Origin of the sequence: Kribbella sp. C-35 (assembly GCF_046549195.1) — a bacterium.
Classification (GTDB): domain Bacteria; phylum Actinomycetota; class Actinomycetes; order Propionibacteriales; family Kribbellaceae; genus Kribbella.
In genome coordinates this window covers 165,697-186,682 of sequence record NZ_JAJPWG010000008.1, presented here as the reverse complement: position 1 = coordinate 186,682, position 20,986 = coordinate 165,697, and the positions used below count along the sequence as shown (strand labels likewise).

Here is a 20,986-nt window from a genome sequence, read left to right as displayed (position 1 = left end):
CGAACCCACTTCGAGAAGGTGAATCATGGATTACGGCCACGAGCTGGTCTTCGGCACGTTCCTGACCCCCGCGGTCGACACCCCGGACCGCGTGATCGCGCTGGCCCAGCTGACCGAGCAGGTCGGCCTCGACCTGGTGAGCTTCCAGGACCATCCGTACCAGCCGCGGTTGATGGACGCCTGGACACTGCTGTCCGTCGTCGCAGCCCAGACCTCGCGGGTCAAGGTCACCACGAATGTCGCCAACCTCCCGCTCCGGCATCCGGTAGTGCTGGCGCGCAGCGTCGCCACGTTGGACCTCATCACCGGTGGGCGGGTCGAGCTCGGCCTAGGCGCCGGTGGGTTCCTTGACGCGGTCGCGGCGAACGCTGGGCCGCGGCTGACGACCGGGCAGAGCATCAGCGCGCTGGAAGAAGCCATCGCGATCATGCGCGAGGTCTGGACACCTGGTGGTGGCGGCATCCGGCTGGCCGGCAAGCACTACACGGTGTCCGGTGCGAAGCGCGGTCCGGCGCCGGCGCACGACGTGTCGATCTGGCTGGGTGCGTACAAGCCGCGGATGCTCGCACTCACCGGACGGCTGGCGGACGGATGGCTGCCGAGCAGCGGGTACGCCGGGCCGGACGAGCTGGCCGCGATGAACAAGATCATCGACGAGGCCGCTGTGGAGGCTGGTAGAGAACCTGCTGCGGTACGGCGGCTCTACAACATCTCCGGTGTTTTCTCTGGCGGTGGTGGGTTCCTGCAGGGGCCTGAGGAGCTGTGGATCGACCAGCTGACCGAGCTGACGCTGGAGGAGGGCATCAGCACCTACATCCTTGCCTCGGACAACCCGGACGACATCCGGCGGTTCGCTGAGGTGGCAGCTGGTGTGCGGGAGGCCGTTGCTTTGGCTCGGTCGGGTGCTGTTGTTGCGCCTCGGTCTGCTGCGGTGGTGGCAGGTGGGTTCAGCGTCGTACCGACACCACCTCCTGCTGTACGACGTAGCGCCGTACAGCTGCTGGATGAGTCCGCTCGGCCGACCGGTCCGGCGCTGGACCCGTCGCGGACGTACACGCCGTACCAGCTGCAGTCCGGTCAGCACCTCATCGACGTACACGACCACCTGCGTGCGGAGCTCGACCAGGTGCGCGACCTGGTCGAGCAGGTCGCGGCAGGGATGTTGGGCGTCGGTGCGGCGCGGTCGCACATCAACACGATGACAATGCGGCAGAACAACTGGACGCTCGGGACGTACTGCGAGTCGTACTGCCGGCTCGTGACGACGCATCACTCGCTCGAGGACGCCTCGCTGTTCCCGCACCTACGTCGCGCCGACTCTGCCTTGGTGCCGGTCGTGGACCGGCTGCAGGAGGAGCACAAGGTCATTCACGACGTACTGGAAGGTGTCGACAAAGCACTTGTCGCTCTGGTTGACGGATCAGGTGACATCAACGGTCTACGCGCGGCCGTCGACCTGCTGGACGACACGTTGCTGTCGCACCTGTCCTACGAGGAACGCGAACTGGTCGAGCCGCTAGCGCGACTGGGCGTTCTGTAGGTTCTACTTCGCTTCGCCCAGCAGGGACGCGAGGATGTCGAGGAGGCGGAGCGTCGGCACCTCGCCGAGCAGACGGGCGGCGCTGGTCGCCGGCTCCGCGATCAGGCGGACCTGCAGCAGCTTGAAGTCACGGACGTTGGCCGGGTTCACCAGGTCCTCGCGGACCGCCTTCAGGAACTCGGCTCCGGCCGACGCCGAACCGTAGGTCATCCGGATGAAGCTGTCGGTCACCGGGTACAGGTACGGCCGCTTCAGGTGCAGCAGCTTCGACTTCTTCGCGTGCCCGAACCCGCGGTGACCGGTGAACTTGTCGTCCAGCGCCATCGCCGCCTCGAACAGGTCGGTGCCCGGCGCCGCGTCCTCGAGGCGCGCGTCCACCGGGATCGCGGCGAGTTCCTTCTCGGCCTCCACCTCGAGCAGCCAGGGAATGTCGAGCACCCGCAGGTCGGCGCCGATCACCATGATCCGGCCGAGGTCCTCGAACGTCACCCGATTCGGGTCGGAGCCACCGACGGTAGTCATACCCGGCAGCCCGTCGTAGTACTGCAGCACGGCGCCGTTCGTCTCGGCGTACAGCCGCAGTTGCGCGATCGCCTCGTCGACGACGATCTTCCGGGTACCGATGTTCATGAGCCACACCCTCACACTTGTGGTGGCAGACCCGCCAGCGGGCGGACCATCATTCGAACGTTCCTCACCTGTTTCCGCAGATCGTAGCGACTCCACGGCCCCCCGCACGCCAAAGTCACTGCCCGTTATCCACAACCTGTAACCATCCACGTTTTTCGCACACCGAACTCCGTAAACTCTCTGTCACAACCCCACGACTGAGCGGAGGCGAACTGTGCGGAACCGGCTTGTTGTGCTCGTCCTCGCTGTCCTGCTCCTGCCCTTCACACCGGTTGCGTACGCAGCGAAGCCGGATGAGTATCCCTGTCTGCATCCGGACATGACCGTCTCTGCGAACGGTGAAGTCCTGAGCACCGGGTCCGAGATCGCTCTCGACGGCGGCATGGCGCACGCCGGCACCGGGCTCACCTTCACCTTCCAGGCCCGCACGTTCAACCTGACGATCGACCTCTGCTACCTCCGGATCACCGACACGCGCACCTGGCAGGTCGACCACTGGCCCTGCGAGAACGTGCCCAAGCCGAAACCGGCGCGGACCCAGTCGCTGAGCTGGTCGGTCTTCGTGCCGCTCGACTGCAAGTTCGTCGGCTCACCGAACCTGCTGAGCGTGTCCTTGACGAACGGCAAGGGTTCGGCGTCCGCCTCGGTGATGATCTACGCCGGTGCGCCTGGGTTCGTGTTCCCGGACAAACAGGCGCGGGCGTTCTTCGGGCCGTTCGCCATGCAATCCGATCCGGTCAACTCCCTGACGGGTGCGCTGGCCGCCGTCGAGACGGATGCTTCGGTGACGGCGCTCGGCGTACCGCTCACGGTGACGCGGACGTACAACTCGAACGACGGATCCACGGGCTCGCTCGGTGCCGGGTGGAGAGCGTCGTACTCGGACCGCCTCATCGTGTCTTCAGGTGGTGTTCGATATCTGGCGTCCGACGGGCGGGAGATCGGGTTCACGCGTCACGGGACCGGGCTCGCGGTGGAGCAGGGGGCCGCTCGGTTCACGCTCGCGCGGTCGGGGTCGACGTACTTGCTGACGAGCGTGGACCAGGTGCGGATGCAGTTCTCTGCGGGCGGCGAGTTGCAGGCGATCCGGGATCGCAACGGTCAAGGGGTGACGATCGGGCGGGTCTCGGGGCGCGTGCGGACGGTCGCGAACGGGCGGCGGTCGCTGTCGTACGACTACAACTCTTCGGGACAGATCGCGTCGGTGCGGTTGTCGGGGCCTGGTGTCGCGCCGCGGACGGTGCGGTACGAGTACGCCGACGGTCGGCTGGTCGGGGTGACGTCGCCGGGCGGGATTCGCACGCGGTACGAGTACACCGAGGGGCGGCTGACGTCGGAGACGGTCGGGGATGCGGCCAAGCCGGCGTACGTGACCGAGTACGACGCCGACGGGCGGGTCGTCGCGCAGACCGATGCCAAGGGCGGCCGGTCGACGTGGTCCTGGGAGACCGAGGGCATTCGCGGTACGTCGACGATGACCGACCCGACGGGCGGGAAGTGGATCAACGAGTACGAGCGGAACTGGCTGATCCGCCAAACCGATCCGACCGGCGCCACGGCCACGTTCCATTACGATGCCGACGGCAACCTCATCCGGGTCTTCGACAGTCTCGGGCACGGTGCGCGGCACAAGTACGACGCCCTCGGTCGCGTTGTCGCCTCGACGGACGCGGTCGGTGCGGTGTCTCGGCGTACTTACAACGCCCGCAACGACGTCGTCGCGACGGTGGATCCGCTCGGGCGGCGGACGACGTACACCTATGACGCCCGCGGGAACCTGACCAGCACGGCGTACGCGGGTCGGACCTCGTCGGTCAGCTACGACACACGCGGCCTTGTCACGGCGTCTCGCGACGCTTTGGGTCGTGTTGTGCAGTACGCGTACTCCGCCGATGGTGATCTTGTTTCGATCACTGATCCTCTGCGGCAGGTGACTCGATTCGAGAACGACGGGTGGGGACGTCCGATCAAGGCGATCTCACCGCGTGGCGCGGTCAGCACGGTCACCTACAACGACGACGACCAGCCGCTCTCGCAGCACGGGCCCCTTGATGTCTCCACGAGCCAGACCTACGACGGACAAGGCCGCGTGTCGACACTCATCGACGCCCGCGGCGGCACCACCAAGCTGCGCTACGACGCCGCCGGCGCAGTGGTCGGCGTCACCAGCCCATCGTTGCCTGAGGCCACCACAACCTTCGACGCCTCCGGTCGGGTGGTTGAGACCGTCGACGCCAGCGGCCGTTCGCAAACGTTCGAGTACGACGGTGCGGGCCGGACGATGTCGACGACGTACGGCGGTCGCACCTGGAAGTTCGCGTACGACAAGGCCGGCCGCCTGATCCGCACCACACTCCCATCAGGCAAGGCCGCTTCCTTCGTTCTGGATGCCCGCGGTGCGCCGCTGCGGATCGCCTACTCCGACAAGACACCCGCGGTCAGCTACACATGGGACGCCGCGGGCCGCCGTACCTCGATGACCGACGGCCTCGGCCTCACCCGCTTCGGGTACGACGCCTTCGACCAGCTCACGTCAGCCGGCCCGGTGTCCTACCACTGGGATGCCGTCGGCAACCTCACCGGACGGACGGCAGCCGGCCACACGGAGTCGTACACCTGGGACGCGACCAACCGTCTGACTTCCGCCGCAGCCGATGGCAAGCCTCTGGCCTCGTATCGCTACGACCTCGCCCGCGGCACGATCACGACAACCCAACCCGGCGGGCTGGTCAAGACCGAACTACTGGACGTCCGCGGCCGCACCACATCGCTCTCCCTGGCACAGGGCGGCCGCCCACTCCGCACCATCACCTCCGCCTATGACGCCGCCGACAACCTCACCCGCTCCAACGATTCCGTCGCCGGCAAGTCGTCGTACACCTACGACCCCCTCAACCGCCTGACCGCGACCTGCTACGGCACCGATCAGTGCACAGACGACGCGACCGACTACATCCGCTACGACTACGACGCCAACGGCAACCGCACCTGGGAGAAGCGCCCCTCGGGCAGCACCTGGTCCCTCTACGGCCCCGCCAACGAACTCCAGGCCTCGCTCACCACACCGGCCGCCTACCCACGCGACGTACCAACCACCCGCACCTACACCTACGACCCCGACGGCAACCTGACCTCCGACGGCACCACCACCTACGCCTGGTCAGCAGCCGGCAAACCCCTCACCTCAACCACCGCAGGCGTTGAGACCACCTACACCCACACCGGCGAAGGCCGCCGAGCCACCTCAACCACAGGCCGCCAAACCACCCACTACCTCTGGGACCCCCTCTCACCCCAAATCCTGGCCACCACAGGAACTCCGCAACCCACTCGCTACCTCTACGGCTCCGGCCTCCTAGCCCAACAAACCCCAAGCGCCCTCACCCCACTAACCACCACCCCCAACGGCTCGGTGCTCACAGCAACGACCACCAAGCCCGAACAACACAACTACGAGCCCTACGGCCAGACCCGAGCCGGCCCGTCAACTCCGACCACCCCGACCAAGCCAACCACCCAGCAGACCCCCGGCTACATCGGCGGCCTCAGACTCCCCACCGGCAACTACCTCCTGGGCCAACGCGAGTACAACCCCACCACCGGCACCTTCCTCACCACCGACCAGGCAGGCTCCGCCAACCCCTACGCCTACACCGCCGGCAACCCCCTCAAAACCACAGACCTACAAGGCCTAGACGGCATCGAGGGCACCCTCACCGACGTCTCCCACGTCTCCGGCTACATCTCCACAGCCGCCCTGGGCGGCGCCGTAATCTGCACCCTCGCCCGAGCCTGCGCCCCCGCCATCCCCATCCTCCTCCAAATCTCCTCAGCCACCGGAGTGATCTCCGCAGGCGCCGCCGGCATCCTCGACTCCCAAGCCTGCGTCCTCAAAGGCAACTGCTCCCAACTAGCAGCCGACATAGCAGTCGGCCTCGTCGCCACCCGCTTCCCCGCCCTTGGCCGAGCGACAGGCAGAGGTCGGGTCGCGGAGAACCTTCCAACGGTCAACTGGGGGCAGCAGTCAAAACACTTCCCGGGACACCCCAACTACCTCCCCGGTCGCAGCCAACTCACGGCCAACCCAGAGGACCTCGTCCAGCACGCGGGTACCGGCGAACAGGTCGACAAGGTCGTGCGAGGTCAGCCTGGATTCAAGGAGCGCATCGACTTCGGCTACCGGATCGGCATCTACATGACGCGCGACGGAGTCGCGAGCCCGACTACGGTCGGTATCCTCCACTACCGGGCTGATGGAAGCGTCCACATCGTTCCAGGGAGACCAAAATGACAACAGATCCCGCTGCTTTCCGGATCGAAGTTCTGCTGTCCTTCCAGCGCGCTCTATGGGACCTCGTCACGCCCAACCTCAGAGCCATCGCGGTCCGCCCGATCTACCCCCTCATCGAGGCAAGGTTCATGTACGAGACGGTGGGGCAAGAGGAGCATCTCTTGGCCTCAGAGGTCGGCGCGTATGTCATCGCGGACTTCGTACCTCCGGTCGACATCCGCTTCGACGCTGTCGCCGTACCGCCCTCGCAGTCGCGGGAACTGTTGGCTGGCGAGGAGTGGGTGTACCGGCGGCGTGAGGACGAGCCGGAGTGAGCTGGTGCTCCAGGACGAGTGTCGGCCGGCGACCGTGCCGACATTTACGAACTGGTCAACGACGAGTCCGACCGGCCAGCACAATGTTGGACCGTTTTGGCGCATCTGTCTCCGGTCGCCCCTGTGCATTCTGATGAGCGGAGCCAGACCAGGCTGGAGTCGTGCTCGGCCCGGGGTTGCGGCGCGGCGCCGCACCACACCTCGCTCATTGAATGGTCGGAGGGGATCGAGTGACTTCAGGCCTCGCGCGTGACTCGCTCGTTGTGATCGTCGACGGGGACGAGGTGCCCGGCATCACGCTTTACGGTCTTGCGAGGCGTGGAGGTTGGGGTCCGGTCGCGTTTCCTGCCCATGTTTGGGTTGGCGAACCCGTCGACGAGCTCGTTCTGCGCGGTGATGCGTGGGAGATCCCGACCTGGGACCTGCCGATTCTCGTCTGGCCGACAGCTGACGGTATGACAGCTGCGCTGGGTGTTTCGCTTGCCGCGGTCGTTGAGTCGGGTTGTTCTGTCGCGTGGGTTGGCGCCGAGGGCCTTCCATTCTGTGACCCGCCCCAGTTGTTCGACCCCAGCTGCATGTCTACAGGTGTCTTGGCCTGGATGACGGCGCAAGGAGAGTTCGGGTCTGCATTGGATCCGAATGGCCCGATCTCGCCGATCTCGGACCAGCAGTTGTCGATGCTGAGGCAGTACGCCCGAGGACTCGCAGATGTCCCGTAGGAAGGCTTGGATGACAACAGGCAGGGGTCGCTTTCGAATGAACGCGTTGCTGTCATTCCAGCGCGCCTTATGGACTGGTCACGCCCGCACTCAGGGCTGTCGCGGTTCGCCCCATCCACTCATCGAGGCAAGATTCATCTCCGAGGTCCCGCGGATTTTGGAGGTGGTGCGGTGAGGGTGCGGTGCGTGAAGATCGTCAATCCGGTGACGCTTCGGGTTGAGGACAGCAGTCCCTGGGTGTCGGTCGGGCAGGAGTACGTCGTACTTGAGGTTGTCGCCGTACCGGATTCAGGTGTCCACTTGCGGATCGACCTCGATGATGGAGGTGTGCCGAGTGTGTGGAGTGCGGTGATGTTCGAGACGGTGGATCGGTCGGTGCCGTCGAACTGGGTGGTAGATGTCAAGGAGGGTGGCCTGCTTTCGATGAGGCCTGCGGCATGGCTCGAGCGTGGGTTCTGGGAGCGGTACTTCGACGACGATGCGGCCGCGATCGCGGCGTATGAGCGGGAACTCGCGGTCATCCTCGCGGAGTCCTGAACGGGCAGCCTGGTGGTCCGTCGGTGAGTGTCCGGCGTTGACGGACGTTGGGTCTGCCTGGTGGGGATGGCGGGTTGTTTCATCAGTAGCAGGTTGTTTTGCACGTCGGCGGTGAAACAACCTGCCAGCGGGCCATCTCGCGTCGGTGCAAGATGGCCCGGCCGCTGCACGGAACTTCCGGCTCGTCACACATCACGCCGAGTCGTGGCATCTGGTTGGCGCCCGAAACCGCGAGTCGTGGATCTGGGTGGTGTTCGGCCACCGAAACCCACGACTCGCTGGACGCGGCTGCCCCGCCACAGGATGCGCCAGGTGGCTGTGGCGGATTGCCCGCGCGTGCGAATCATTGGTGGCGTCATGGTTGCCCTGCACACGATCGCGTGAGCGGAGGTGCGGGGGCTTGAGTTGGGACGGGTGCGAACGCTCGGCGCCTGAGCGGGGTGTGGAGGTGGCGGGCGTCGGGTCGGGACGGCGGTTGTTGGCGGCAACAGGTAATTGGGTTGAGGGAGTGGGGGTGGGTGCTCATCATGGGGGCATGACTTCGACGACCCTTGGACTGTTGCTGGTGGGACCTTTGGCCTTGGTGGCTTGGGTTCAGCAGCAGGTTGGTCGTTTGTGGGGGTCGATCTCCGGTCAGTCGTGATCGGGGTGGTGGTCGCGGGGGTTTTGGCTGGGTATGGGGTTGCTGTGCCGGTCGGGCCTGTCGGGACCTATTTGGTGGCGTTGACGGCGCGGAGTTCGTTGCGGATCGGGGCGTTTGCGGCGCTCGGGGTTGCTTCGGCTGATGGCGTCTATGCGGCGGTGGCTGCGGGAGCCGGGTCGGTGTTGGCTCCGTTGTTGGTGCCGGTTGTCGGGCCGTTGCGGTGGGCATCGGTTGTGGTGCTGATCGGGCTCGCGGTGATGGGGGCGGTCAAGGCGGTACGGCGCTATCGCGAGCGGCGGATCGTTGCGCTGCAGCAGGAGACGCCGGTCGGGGCGTGGGCGGCGTACTTCGGGATGCTCGGGATGACGATGCTGAACCCGTGGACGGTGATCTACTTCGCGGCTCTCGTGCTGGGTGGGTCGGGCGTCGCTGGACTTGGCGAGCGGATCGTGTTCGTGGTGGCGGCGTTCGTGGCGTCGGCGAGCTGGCAACTGCTGCTCGCGGGCGGCGGAGCGCTGCTCGGGCGATTGCTGACCGGCGCCGGTGGAAGGCTCCTGACCGCGTTGGCGTCGAGTCTGCTGATCGTCGTACTTGCGGTTCGGCTGGTCGCTTAGCCGAGAATGAGCCGTGATCATTCGGCGCGGGGATGTGGAGATCGCGGTTACCGGTCGCGGCGATGTTGGGCCGGTGGTCGTGATGCTGCACGGGCTTGCCGGTAGCTCACGTGAGCTGCTGCCCACCGCGGACGCGCTGATCGACAGCTTCCGCACGTTGCTGATCGATCAGCGCGGGCACGGAACAAGCACCCGACGGCCGGCGGATCTCTCGCGGGAGGCATTCGTCGGCGACGTGGTTGCTGTCATCGAGGAACTCGTACCTGGGGAGCGGGTCCGCCTTGTCGGTCAGTCGATGGGTGCCCATACGGCGTTGCTGACTGCCGCGGCGCGGCCCGACCTGGTCGACCGGCTGGTGATGCTCGAGGGCAACGCTGGTGGTGACGACCGGCCCGAGGAGGCGCGCAGGATCGGTGAGTACTTTGCGTCGTGGCCGGTGCCGTTCGCCGATGAGGCTTCGGCTCGGTCGTTCCTCGGCGACGGCGCGCTGGCGGTTGCCTGGTTCAACGATCTCGAACGTACGCGGGGCGGCCTGCGTCCGCGGTTCGACGCTGACGTGATGGAGGCGACGATCGCCGCGGTGCAGGCGGATCGTTGGATGGAGTGGGAGAACCTCGCGACTCCCACGCTGGCGGTCTTCGCCGAGAACGGCATGTTCACCGCGGCTCAGAAGGCCGAGCTGATCCGTCGCCGCCCCGGTACGCGGCGCGCGGACCTCGCCGGAGGTAGCCACGATGCACATCTCGACGCCTTCGACCGCTGGATCGAACTCCTCCGGCGCTACCTGAACGAGTGAGGTTGAACGGCTGGGTTAGAGGCTGCGTTCGACCGCGGCGCTGGGGTTCAGGAAGAGCAGGACCGGCGGGCCGGTGTTTGGGAGGATCTTGGCGTATGCCTGGAGTTGGGGTGCGTAGTACGCGACTCGGCTCTCGAGGGCTGCGGCGGGGATGTCGTCGGTTTTGTAGTCGACGATGGTGAGGCGGCCGTCGTCCTCGCGGTAGATGAGGTCGACGAAACCTTCGAGGACGGTGCCGTCGGGTTGGACCGTGCCGACGTACGACTCGCGCCAGTGTTCTCGGGCGGCGGCGCGTTTCACCACGTCGGACGCGAGGGCCGAACGGACGAGGGCGGTGACGACGTCGGCGTACTCGAGGACGCCCTCGGCCAGGCATTGTGTCGAGACGGCGGCTTCGAGGCCGGCGCCGGTGGAGAGGTCGACGACCTGGAGTACGGCGTGTACTGCGCGGCCGATCGCGGTGCCGTAGCGGCCCTTGGACCACGGTGGGAGTTCGAGGTCCCGGGCGCCCTTCGCGGTGCCGGGGTCGATGGGGTGACCGGCAAGGTCCTCGCCGTCGACGGACAGCGCTGCGAGGGCGAGTTCCGGGCCGGTGCCCTCCAGGCCGGAGGCTGATTGGGCGGAGGGGGTTCGGCTGGCGGACTGGGCTGCGGCGGCTCGGGATTCCCACTCGGTGCGGGAGATCGGTGGGGTGACGTCGGGGCTGCCGGTTGGCTCGCGGTCGGGGACCGGTGGGCAGGTGAAGAGCGTGGCGTGCGGTGCGTCGACGCCGCCGGCGCTCGCGAGGAGTTCGGCGTTGCTCGTGTGGCGGCGGTTGCCGGAGCGGTGGAGCGAGACGACCAGGTGGTCGCGGGCGCGCGTTGCGGCGACGTACAGGAGGCGGCGGCGTTCGTAGTCGTCCATCTGCTCGTCGACGGGCTGGACGAGGTCGAAGTCCTCGGTCTGGACGGACGCCTTGAGCTTCACCGCGTAGCCGCCGGGCAGCGGCCACAGGACCTGGACGCCGCGCTGGCGGTTCGGGGAGGCGGTCATGCCGGAGAGGATGACGATCGGGAACTCGAGGCCCTTCGCGGCGTGGATCGTCATCACCCGGACCGCGTCGGCGTCGGTCTCGGGGAGGACGGCCTCGGCGACGCGGGATGTCTCCTCGCCCTGGTGGGCGGCCCAGGCGAGGTACGAGCGGAGGCCGCCGTGCTCGACCTCGGACCAGGCGCGGGCCTGGTCGACGACGAACCGGATCCGGCGCCAGGCGTCGCGCGAGCGGGGGCCGACCGCGGCGACTTCCAGCATGCGGCGGTCGGCGACGATCTTCGCGAGGATCTCGCTGGGGGTGAGCCAGCGCGCGGCGTAGTACGTCCGGCGGAGCCACTCCATCGCCTCGGCGACCGGGTGGGTGAGGAGCTGGTCGGGGACCGGAGCGGTGAGGATGAACCTGCCGCCGTCGCGTTTCCACGTGTAGAGATCGTCGTCGCCGCAGCCGAACAGGGGTGAGCGGAGGGTGGTGACGAGCGCGAGTTGGTCGCTGGGGTCGCCCAGTGCGCGGGCGCAGGCGAGCAGGTCGCGGACCTCGGCGGTCTGGTAGACCAGCGAGCTGGCTTCCGCGCGGTACGGGATGTCGGCGCGGTCGAGGGCGTCCTCGAGGAACGGGAGCGAGGTGCGTGCCGGCACGAGTACGGCGATGTCGCCGGCCTCCGCGGGGCGCCAGGTTTCGGCGCGGTCGTCGTACACCAGCCAGCCTTGGCGGAGTGCTTCCTCGATGACCGCGGCGACGTCGGTGGCTTCGCGTTCGCGGAGGACGGAGGCTTGCGCGCGCGGCAGGTCGTCGTGCGGGGTCGCGCCGAGGACCGTGACGGCAGGGCCGGCCGAGGGGTCCTCGGGTTCGTCCGGTGGTGGTTCGAGCGGTACGTCGGTGCCGCGCCGACGGAACGGGAGGACGGCTGCGAGATCGCTCACCTCAGCCTCAGCCGCGTCGGAGAAGAGGGTGGGCTCGTCGAAGATCGACAGCTGGTCGCCCTTGACCGGGGCGTCGGGCGGCGGGCTGGGGGCAGTGCGCGAGATCGCGAGGCCCGCGGATGTTGGGTTGGTGCGGTGCGGTGAGAGGGACTGGTACGACGGCTGGGCGGATTCGTGCGCCTGGATGAGGGTCGCGAAGACCGTGTTGATCCAGCTCAGGATCGGCGGCACCGTGCGGAAGTTCGTGGTGAGGGCGACGGTTTCGCCCAGGAGCTGCTGAGCGGTGAGGTACGTCGCGATGTTGGCGCGCCGGAACCGGTAGATGGACTGCTTCGGGTCCCCGACCACGAACAGCCGCCCCTCCGGGACCTCGACGTCGTGCCAGTCGGTGGCGTCCGCCTCGGCGCCGCCGGCGATCCGCACTGCGAGCTCGATCTGGATCGGGTCGGTGTCCTGGAACTCGTCGAGCAGCAACCGCTCGAAGCGCTCCTGGAGGTCCGCGCGCACCTCGGGATCGCGCCGCAGCAGATCGCGCGCAAGTACCAGCAGATCGTGGAACTCCAGCCGCCCCTCGGCGCGCCGGAGCTCGGCCGACTCGAGCACCCGCTCCGCGATCCAGTGCGAAAGATGCCGGAGGCAAGCGTCGAGGAGCAGCTCGACGAGCGAGCCGGCGACCTCGACGACCTCGGTGCAGTCCGCGCGGACCTTGGCGATATCCGGCCAGTTCTCCTTGCGCCCGATCCGGCCGATCTTCAGGCCGCGGAACGTCTGCAGCAGCGCGAGCTGCGTCTCCTGATCGGACGCCGCGTCCAGCGTCAGGCCGAGCTCGCGGATCTGCTGGACCTTCGGCAGCAGCCGGTCCTCGGGGTCCAGGCAGGTCTCGGCCGCGGCGCCGATCTGCGCGGCCGCGGCGATCAGGCCGCTCAGATCCGGCATCGCGACCAGCTCCGGCGGCTCGACCAGGACCCGATCCGCGATCAGGTCCCAGTCGTTGCCGAACAGACGGGCGAGTGACCGGAGATGCTTCAGCTCGACCCCGACCGCCATCGCGAGCAGCAGCGGCTCGGCGATCGAGTCGTCGTCGAGGAGTTGCTGCTGCAGTTCGGCCCAGCGTTCCTCGAAGGCGACCGAGGAGCCGACCTCGTCGAGTACGTCGATGAGCGGCGGCAGCCCGGCCTCGATCGGATGCGCGAGCAGGATCTGCTGCGCGAACGCGTGCAGTGTGCCGATCGACGCGGAATCCAGATCGTCAAGTGCGGCGTCGGCGAGCTGACGGTCCTCACTCTTCCGCGCCTTCTCGAACTCGACCCGCAGCCGGTCCCGCAGCTCCGCCCCGGCCTTCTCGGTGAAGGTCACGGCCGCGATCGTTCGCAGCGGTACGCCGTCCCGCAGCACGAGCGTGCTCACCCGCTCGACCAGGGCATGCGTCTTCCCGGACCCAGCGCCTGCTTCGACGAAGAGGGTGGTGTCGGTGTCGGAGCGAATCCGATCCCGCGCGGCGGCATCAAACAGTTGCTCAGTCATCCCCAGCCCCCTCCCGAGCCTCGAGGGCGGTCGGGTCGATGAGCCGCACCAGCCGTTCCAGCACCGGGTCGTGGCGTTTGCGGTCCCAGCGGGCGCGGACTTCGCTGTGGCCCAGACCGTCGGGGTTGCAGTAGGGGCACTGAGTCCAGAGGAAGTCGGGGATTTCGGGCGCCTTCGGGGGGAAGTGGCCCGCCGCGATCGACGACACGATCACGTCGAGCGTGTCGACGTACCGGGCCTCGACCTCGGGGGTCAGCGGGACCGGGATCCGTTTGCCGCCGCGCCGGACGAACCAGTACGACGCCTCGACCGGAGTGGACGGTTCACCCAGCCGCGCGCGGGCCGCGTACGCGTACACGGGCAGCTGCAGTTTTGTCCCGCCCGCGACCGGATCCGCCTCGATGCCCTCGTACCGCGAGAAGCCGCCGGTTTTCACGTCCGTCACGTAGATCGTGCCGTCCGCGCCGAGGTCCACCTTGTCGGCGGATCCGCGCAGCAACACCCGGCCGGACGGCACCGGGATCTCCACCGGAGGCTCGCCGTCGAACCCGAACGTCAACTCACTGGCAACCACCGACGCGGACCGCGATGCGCGCCAGCGATCGTCGTCGGTGAGCAGCACCATCAGGTCCCCGAGGACCCGCAACCGCTCGCGCTGCCACAGCCGAGGATGCCCGGTCAGGCCTTCCGCCTCGAACTGCTCGGCGAGATCCGCCCCGATCGCCAACAACAGCGACCGTTGCTCAGAGGTCCACGGCTCACCGTACCCGGGCAGCGAACCGGCCAGTCGCGTCACGAACGCGTCCAGGCTGTTGTGGATCAGGTTCCCGACCTGGATCGGCGAGATGACGAGCAGGTCCTCCGGCGCCTCCAACGGCTCCACCTGCAGCAGCCGCTCGACGAAGTACGCGTGCGGACAGGTCGCATACGACTCCAGCGACGTCGGCGACGCGATCCGGTCCTCGACCGCGAACTCGGGCAGCCCCGACACGCCCGACAAGTCCCCGTCGAAGCGCGTGAAGGCAGCGGAACCACGCCCCCGCAGCAACTCCCGCGCCCGCACAAGCACCCTGTCCTGAACCCACAGCCGCGCTGCCGCCGCGCGGGTCTGCCACTCCTGCTCGGTCGCCGGCATCGTTGCCGTCGTCAACGAACCGGCGTACGACGCGGACGTCTGCAGGACCTCGCCGTACCGGTCCCACTGCGTCGCGGGCAACGCGTGATCACCCGTCAGCTCTCGCAACGACCCGAGCAACCAGCGCGTCGGCAACCGCCGCGACGACCTTCGCAGATCGCCGCGCGGGAACGACGCCACCACCCGCGCACCGGCCGAGAACGCGACGAGGAGATGCCGCTGTTTCTCGTCCAAACGGTCCCGGAACGACGCCAACTCCGGTGCGGCCGCCTCACGCACCCGATGGGGGAGCAGCGCGTCCTCGTGCACCCGTCCCGGATACAGATCCTCGGACAGACCGACGACGTACACGATGTCCGCCGACAACCCGACGCTCGCCGACAGCGGCGCCACCAGCACGCCCGTCCCGAACGTCCCGACCCGCGGCAGCGACTGCTGCAGTTCAAGATCGAGTACGTCGCGCAGCACCGCGAGACTCGCCGGCGTACCGAGCTCGTCGAGCGTGGACAGCCCCTTCAACGATCCCTCGACCGCGGCCGCGGCGTACTGCTCCTCGATCGGCAGAGACGAGTAGTCCCCGAGCAAGTCGTGGAAGAGCTGCAGCACACCTTCGGACAGTGAGGCCCACGTCTCCAGCGCAGCCAAACTCCCAAGCCGTCGACGCAACGTCGACGCGAACGTATGCAGCCGCTCGGCCGTCGACGCGTTGTACTGCGCGCGCCGTACCGCGGCCGGTCGTGGATCCTCGGCCGCCTCCTCCTGGTCAGCGGTCCGCCGCTCCGACTGGGCGTACCGCGCCAGCCGCGTGTCCCAGTCGTCCCCACGCACCACCCCGGCCGCCCGCGACATCCGCTCCCACTGCGGCACCGGGATGCGCTCGCCGGTGAAGTCGCGTGTCGGCGCATTCGCCAAAGCACGGAACACGTCCGCTCGCGGCAGATCCTGATCGACCAGCGCGAGGACTTCGAGGAGCGTCCGCGCGATCGCCCGCTCGTGCACCGGACGCGTACCGGGACCGTTCACCTCGATGCGCGCGGCGGACAGGTGCTCGTGGAGCAGACGCGCGTACGGCGAGGCCGCGGCGTACAGCACCGCGATCCGATGCGCCGGCGTCTGCTCGAGCGCCGACACGACGTCCCGCACGACGCACCGCACCTCGTCGTCGGCATCGGACGCGTTGAGGATCTCGGTCGCGACCGGATAGTTCTTCGAGATCGACGTCGGCAGATCGATCCCGATCCGTTCGAGCGATCGCCGTACGGCGCGGTCGGCACGACGTACGTCGGTCAGCCCGACGATCACGGTGAGATCCGCGGCCGCTTCGCCGAGCGCGGCGACGAACGCGGCCTCGGACTGGGTCAGCTCTTGCGGGAGATACAGCACCAGCGCGCCCAGCTCATCGACGGTTGAAGGCGCGGCCGCGATCCGGGACGCGGCGGCGCGGAGCAGATCGGTCGCGTCGTACCAGTCCGCGGCCAGTTCGGCGGTGACGTGCCGGTGCAGACGGACCAGATCCGGGCCGAGTGCGGAGGCGGCAGCGACCTTGTCGAGCGCTGGTTCGGTGAGGTCACGGAGCTCGCGATGGGCGGATGCAAGCGCTTGGATGGTCGACGGGTGCGCGGCGACCTCGTCGAAGATGCCGGGCGCCTTCGCGAGCGCCGTACGCCAGGTGGCCGCCACGATCGGACGGGTCGCGGGACGTCGCGGCGAGAGCAACCCGGCGGCGATCTGCTCGGCGAGTCGCTCGAGGGTCGCCAGATACAGCCCGCCGACCGAGGAGCGGGCGAGGTGGCGGCGGGCGATCACGCCGGCCAGGTTGTTCGGCAGGAGCAGGGTGACAGGGGTCATCGGATCGTCGGCCTTGAGCCGCGCGACGACGGCTTGCAGGCGCTCCAGAGCCGCGGCGCCGTACGCCGTGCTCTCGATCCGGGTGGTACTCACCAGGACTCCCCATCTCTCGACTCTCACCGCAGACGCTAAACCCTCCCACGGACACAAACCGAAACACCCGGCGGCCGGGCGGTGGACAACCCGACTTTGAGAAGCCACCAACCAAAAATTCACCGCGGAAATGGTTGGTGGCTTCTCAAAGTCGGGGGTGGTGGCGGGTGCGAGTGGTGGGCGAAACGCCGTAGGCGGCGCGGGGGCGGCGAGCGGCTTTCACAATGAAGAGATGACCAGGGAGACGAGGTTCGCGCGGTTGGTGCTCGTGCTCGTCTTCGCGCCCGCCGGCGGATTGTTCGGCAAGGCCGTCGCCGAGGCCGCGCAGGTCCGGCCGTGGTGGCCGTGGCTGCTCGCCGCGCTGGTCTGGCTGCTGCTTTCCGGCGCGATCGCGGCAGGGATCTCGACGGCCGTGTCGCACCATCACGCCGAGCACAGATAATGCTCCGATGGCTGCAGCGGTGCATCACGTCGAGATCTGGGTCCCGGACCTGTCCCGGGCCGTAACGAGCTGGGGCTGGGTCTTCAACCGGCTGGGCTGGAAGGACGGCGACGGCTGGCCCGGCGGTATGACCTGGACCGCCCCGGACGGCTGCTACGTCGTCGTCGAGCAGAGCCCGGCGATGTCGGCCGCCGAGCACGACCGGATGCGGCCGGGGATGAACCACCTGGCGCTGAACGCCGCCGATCGGGCCGAGGTCGACAGCATCGTCGCGGAGGCCGCCGAGCACGGCTGGACGCTGATGTTCGCCGACCGGCATCCGTACGCCGGCGGCCCGCAGCATTACGCCGCCTTCCTCTCCAACACCGACGGCTACGAACTGGAGATTGTCGCCCCGTGAGACTACTGATGCCTGAGTGACGAATGGGACTGCCGGTATGACATGGTTACACCAGGCAGTTTGTACGGTCGCGGGGCAAGTGTGGAAGGACGATGCTCGTGACGGAGAAGCCTGACGGGGGACCGGCCGCACCGGAGCTCCTGGAAGCGCGGATCCGCGGTTTGCAGCACGCGCTGGGGCAGTTGCTGGACAACGCACGGCGGCTGACGTACGGCGAGCATCAGCGCGCCGTGAAGCTGCATCGTCAACTGCAGGAGCAGACCGCCGCCGCCCGCCGTGAGTCGCGGTCGCTGGTCGACGCGAAGACCGCGGAGGCGTTGTCCGATGCCGAGCCCAAGGCGCGGCTGCTCGCGGACCGGCTCGCACCCGGCCTGGCGTCGATTCCGCCGAACGACGCTCGCTGGCGGTCACGTCAACTGGTCGGCGCGGGCGTCCCGGCGTACGTGCGGGTCGGCGAACTGGAGGCCGGTACGCCGGTGGTCGCGCCGCTGCTCCGCACCAACGGCTGGAAGGTCACCGGCGACCGCAACGAGTCCGCGCGCCGGCTGCTGCAGAGCGTCGCGATGCGGCTCGTCGCGGCGGCGGAACCGTTCCGGCTCCGCATCGACGCGTTCGATCCGCGGCTGACCGGGATGATGGGGCTGCTCGGTCACCTGACCACGAAGTACCCGCAATTGGTGCCCAGGGCAACACACACCGCGGAGCAGTTGCACACCGTGCTGTCCGGCCTGGTCGACGTGTCGTCGCTGCGTGCGAGCCGGCAGGCGCAGCTCGGGCACGAGCGCTTCGAGGACCTGCTGAAGGAGACCGGCCAGGTCACCGATCCCTACCGGATCGTCGTCCTGTTCGACTACCCGTCCGGGATCGACACGCTCGCCCAGCGCGACCTGCTCCGGCTGGCGGCGACCGCGGGCAAGCGCGGTATCTGCTTCCTGGTCCATTACGACGCGTCCACGGCGGCCGAGCTCGACGTCGACTCGAAACAGTTGCTCGATCTCCTCAACCCGGTTGCCATCGTCAACGATCGCGTCGAGATCGCCCAGCTGCCGTCGGCCCGGCTCGATCCGCCGTTCGACGCGACCGTTGCCGCGGGCATCTGTGACGTGATCGCCGAGCAGGCCGAGATCGCCGTACTCCCGACCATCGACTTCGACCGGACCCTGCCCGACCGCTCGACTTGGTGGCAGCCGGTCAAGGACGAGGTCGGGACGGTGATCGGGTACGACGACCGCACGCCGGCGCTGGTGCGGTTGCGCAGCGGCAACCCGGCCCTGCCGCATGTGCTCGTCGGCGGCGCCGTCGGTCAGGGTAAGTCGAACCTGCTGCTCGTTCTGATCCACGGTCTCGCCGCGCGCTATTCCCCGGCCGACCTGGAGATGTACCTGCTCGACTTCAAGCACGGTGTCGAGTTCTCGGCGCTCGGTCCCGGTCCGGATCGGCCGCACTGGCTGCCGCAGATCCGCGTGCTCGGCGTCCACAGCGATCGCGCGTTCGGTCTCGCCGTACTGCGTCATCTGTCCGACGAACTCGCACGGCGCAGCGAGATCTTCAAGTCACACGGCAACGTCGCCGATATCGCGGAGCTTCCTCCCGGGCCGGATCGGCCGCCGCGGATCCTCGTCGTACTCGACGAGTTCCAGGTGCTGCTCGAGGACGACGACGAGTTGGCGGACGAGGCGGCCAAGCTGCTGGAGCGGCTGGTTCGGTTGGGGCGTGCGTACGGCGTTCACGTCGTACTGGCGACGCAGACGATCGAGGGTGTGAAGCGGCTGTCGACGCGGCGGGACTCGATCTTCGGCCAGGTGCCGTACCGGATCGCGCTGAAGACGACGCCGGCCGACTCGCAGGCGATTCTGCGCAGTGGGAACACGGCGGCGGCCGAGCTGCAGTTCCGTGGCGAGGCGGTGCTCAACGCGAACTTCGGGTCGCCGGACGACAACCAGCACGTGCTCGTGAGCTATGCGGACAAGCCCGTGCTGGACTCGCTGCGGGAGGAGTTGTGGACGCGTGCGGGTGCGGCGGTGCATCCGCCGCGGGTGTTCCATCTGGCTGAGCCGGCCCGGTTGACGGATACGGCGACGGCGGTGAAGGCCGAGCTGGGGCGGCCGTGGACCGGGTTGCCGATCGCGGTGACGGAGGAGCCGGTTTCCGTCGAGGTGCGGCCGGAGCCCGGCGCGGGCGTACTCGTGCTGGGCGACGGGCCGCCGGATGCGCTCGGCGTACTGACCGGGCTGGCGGTGTCGACGGCCGCATCCGCTGTAGAGCCGCCACGGTTCCTCTTCGTGGACGGTACGAACTCGGCGCCGTCCGTTGCTGAGGGCAAGGATGCGTTGGTGCAGGTGCTGCGGCAGCTCGGGTGCGAGGTCGAGACCGTGGACAAGCACGACGACATCGCGCCGCGGCTCTTCGCGCTGCGGGACGCGATGCGGAACGGGGAGGCCGGCGGGACGTACCTGATCGGCTTCGGGTTCCACGGCGTACCGCGGATGCAGTTACACGCCGACGGGTACTTCGAGAGCCCGGCGAACGCGTTGCAGGACATCGTGCGCGACGGGCCGGCACAGGGACTGATCACGTTCGGGTGGTGGAACCGGCTGCATGTGTGCACCGAGCAGCTCGGGTACGGGCGGGCGAACGTGGCGACCCACCTGTTCCTCCGGCACCCGCAGGACGGCGTACGCGCGGTGGCAGGTCCGCTGGTGCGGTGGGCGTCCGAACCGCATCGGGCGTTGTTGTGGGACGGGCTGCATCCTGAGGCGCAGGTCGTCGTACCGTTCGCCGCGCTGCGGTCGGACGAGGTAGATCGCGCGGTGGAGTTGGTACGTCGATGAACACTGTGGAGCAGGAGTGGTCCGAGTACGTGCGCGCGCTGCGGACGGTCGCGATGGCGCGGGCCGATGCGCAACAGGCGCAGGACCGGGTGACGGCGCACAAGTCGAAGGCCGAGGCGACCGCGGCGGCCGAGGCCGATGCGATGGCCGAGCGTGGACGGAAGCTGCAGACCCGGCTGAACTCGCTCGCCGACAAGGCGGCGGAGAGTTTGCAGCGAGCCGGGCTGCCCGCGGAGGGCAAGCGGGCGAACCACACGTTGCCCGAGATCCGCGCTTTGAACGACATCGAGACGGTCGCGGAGCGGATCACCAAGCAGCTCGCCGAGTCGGTCGACCAGCTGGAGGAGCTGCGGACGACGGCCCGGGCGCTCCAGGAGCAGCGCAAGCGGCGTACCATCAGCGCGGTCCTGGCGCTGGTCGGGTTCGTACTGGTGTGGGTGCTGACCGGGTCGTTCCTGGCCGGGGTCGAGGCTGCGGCGATCGCCGCCGTCACGATGCTGGCCGCGTCGCGGGTGCTCGGGCTGCCACGGCTGCCCGGCGCGCGCTGGTGGGGCTGGGGCGGTGCGGTCCTCGTCTTCGTCGCAATGGCGGCCGGTCTGCCGTGGTGGCTCGGGATCGTGGTCCCGGTCGTCGTGGCGGGTACGGCGATCGTGCTGCCGAAGAAGCGCAACTAGGT

Annotated in this window: 13 protein-coding genes; 10 read left to right on the top strand and 3 right to left on the bottom strand. The window is 68.3% G+C overall.

Annotated elements, in window-relative coordinates:
- Nucleotides 1-25 precede the first annotated feature (25 nt).
- Complete coding sequence (locus ACLJOO_RS40480; RefSeq protein WP_410793402.1) at nucleotides 26-1,540, top strand: LLM class flavin-dependent oxidoreductase; 1,515 nt, start codon at nucleotides 26-28, stop codon at nucleotides 1,538-1,540.
- A gap of 3 nt (nucleotides 1,541-1,543) precedes the next feature.
- On the opposite strand, the gene ACLJOO_RS40475 is transcribed toward ACLJOO_RS40480, so the two are convergent.
- Nucleotides 1,544-2,170, bottom strand: a complete 627-nt coding sequence (locus ACLJOO_RS40475) for a DUF6308 family protein (protein ID WP_410793400.1) — start codon at nucleotides 2,168-2,170, stop codon at nucleotides 1,544-1,546.
- 319 nt (nucleotides 2,171-2,489) lie between these two features.
- On the opposite strand from ACLJOO_RS40475, the gene ACLJOO_RS40470 reads away from it, so the two are divergent.
- The 5 genes from ACLJOO_RS40470 to ACLJOO_RS40450 all read left to right on the top strand — a co-directional run bounded on the left by ACLJOO_RS40470 (nucleotide 2,490) and on the right by ACLJOO_RS40450 (nucleotide 10,084).
- A complete protein-coding gene (locus tag ACLJOO_RS40470) occupies nucleotides 2,490-6,461 on the top strand; it encodes a DUF6531 domain-containing protein (protein WP_410793398.1) in 3,972 nt (1,323 codons plus the stop codon).
- Nucleotides 6,458-6,775, top strand: a complete 318-nt coding sequence (locus ACLJOO_RS40465) for a hypothetical protein (protein ID WP_410793396.1) — start codon at nucleotides 6,458-6,460, stop codon at nucleotides 6,773-6,775. The genes ACLJOO_RS40470 and ACLJOO_RS40465 overlap by 4 nt, the downstream gene beginning before the upstream one ends.
- Before the next feature lie 905 nt (nucleotides 6,776-7,680).
- Nucleotides 7,681-8,031, top strand: coding sequence for a hypothetical protein (locus ACLJOO_RS40460; protein WP_410793395.1), 351 nt, complete (start codon nucleotides 7,681-7,683; stop codon nucleotides 8,029-8,031).
- Between the two features lie 615 nt (nucleotides 8,032-8,646).
- Nucleotides 8,647-9,288, top strand: coding sequence for a LysE family transporter (locus ACLJOO_RS40455; protein WP_410793393.1), 642 nt, complete (start codon nucleotides 8,647-8,649; stop codon nucleotides 9,286-9,288).
- A 13-nt stretch (nucleotides 9,289-9,301) separates the two neighbouring features.
- Nucleotides 9,302-10,084 carry an alpha/beta fold hydrolase gene (locus ACLJOO_RS40450; protein WP_410793392.1) on the top strand — a complete coding sequence of 261 codons (783 nt, stop codon included), beginning with the start codon at nucleotides 9,302-9,304 and terminating at the stop codon, nucleotides 10,082-10,084.
- A 15-nt stretch (nucleotides 10,085-10,099) separates the two neighbouring features.
- Here the strand turns inward: ACLJOO_RS40450 and ACLJOO_RS40445 are convergent, their stop codons facing one another.
- Together ACLJOO_RS40445 and ACLJOO_RS40440 are read right to left on the bottom strand one after the other, a co-directional pair.
- Nucleotides 10,100-13,561, bottom strand: coding sequence for a UvrD-helicase domain-containing protein (locus tag ACLJOO_RS40445; protein WP_410793389.1), 3,462 nt, complete (start codon nucleotides 13,559-13,561; stop codon nucleotides 10,100-10,102).
- Nucleotides 13,554-16,637 carry a PD-(D/E)XK nuclease family protein gene (locus tag ACLJOO_RS40440; RefSeq protein ID WP_410793388.1) on the bottom strand — a complete coding sequence of 1,028 codons (3,084 nt, stop codon included), beginning with the start codon at nucleotides 16,635-16,637 and terminating at the stop codon, nucleotides 13,554-13,556. The genes ACLJOO_RS40445 and ACLJOO_RS40440 overlap by 8 nt, the downstream gene beginning before the upstream one ends.
- A gap of 232 nt (nucleotides 16,638-16,869) precedes the next feature.
- Between ACLJOO_RS40440 and ACLJOO_RS40435 the strand changes: the two genes are divergently transcribed.
- The 4 genes from ACLJOO_RS40435 to ACLJOO_RS40420 all read left to right on the top strand — a co-directional run bounded on the left by ACLJOO_RS40435 (nucleotide 16,870) and on the right by ACLJOO_RS40420 (nucleotide 20,984).
- Entirely contained in the window at nucleotides 16,870-17,079 is a 210-nt protein-coding gene (locus ACLJOO_RS40435) for a hypothetical protein (protein WP_130388993.1), read from the top strand.
- Nucleotides 17,080-17,086: 7 nt separating this feature from the next.
- Nucleotides 17,087-17,479, top strand: a complete 393-nt coding sequence (locus ACLJOO_RS40430; protein ID WP_410793385.1) for a VOC family protein — start codon at nucleotides 17,087-17,089, stop codon at nucleotides 17,477-17,479.
- 98 nt (nucleotides 17,480-17,577) lie between these two features.
- Nucleotides 17,578-20,310: an FtsK/SpoIIIE domain-containing protein gene (locus ACLJOO_RS40425; protein WP_410793384.1), complete on the top strand. Its 2,733-nt coding sequence runs from the start codon at nucleotides 17,578-17,580 to the stop codon at nucleotides 20,308-20,310.
- Entirely contained in the window at nucleotides 20,307-20,984 is a 678-nt protein-coding gene (locus tag ACLJOO_RS40420) for a hypothetical protein (RefSeq protein ID WP_410793382.1), read from the top strand. The genes ACLJOO_RS40425 and ACLJOO_RS40420 overlap by 4 nt, the downstream gene beginning before the upstream one ends.
- The last annotated feature ends 2 nt before the right edge of the window (nucleotides 20,985-20,986 follow it).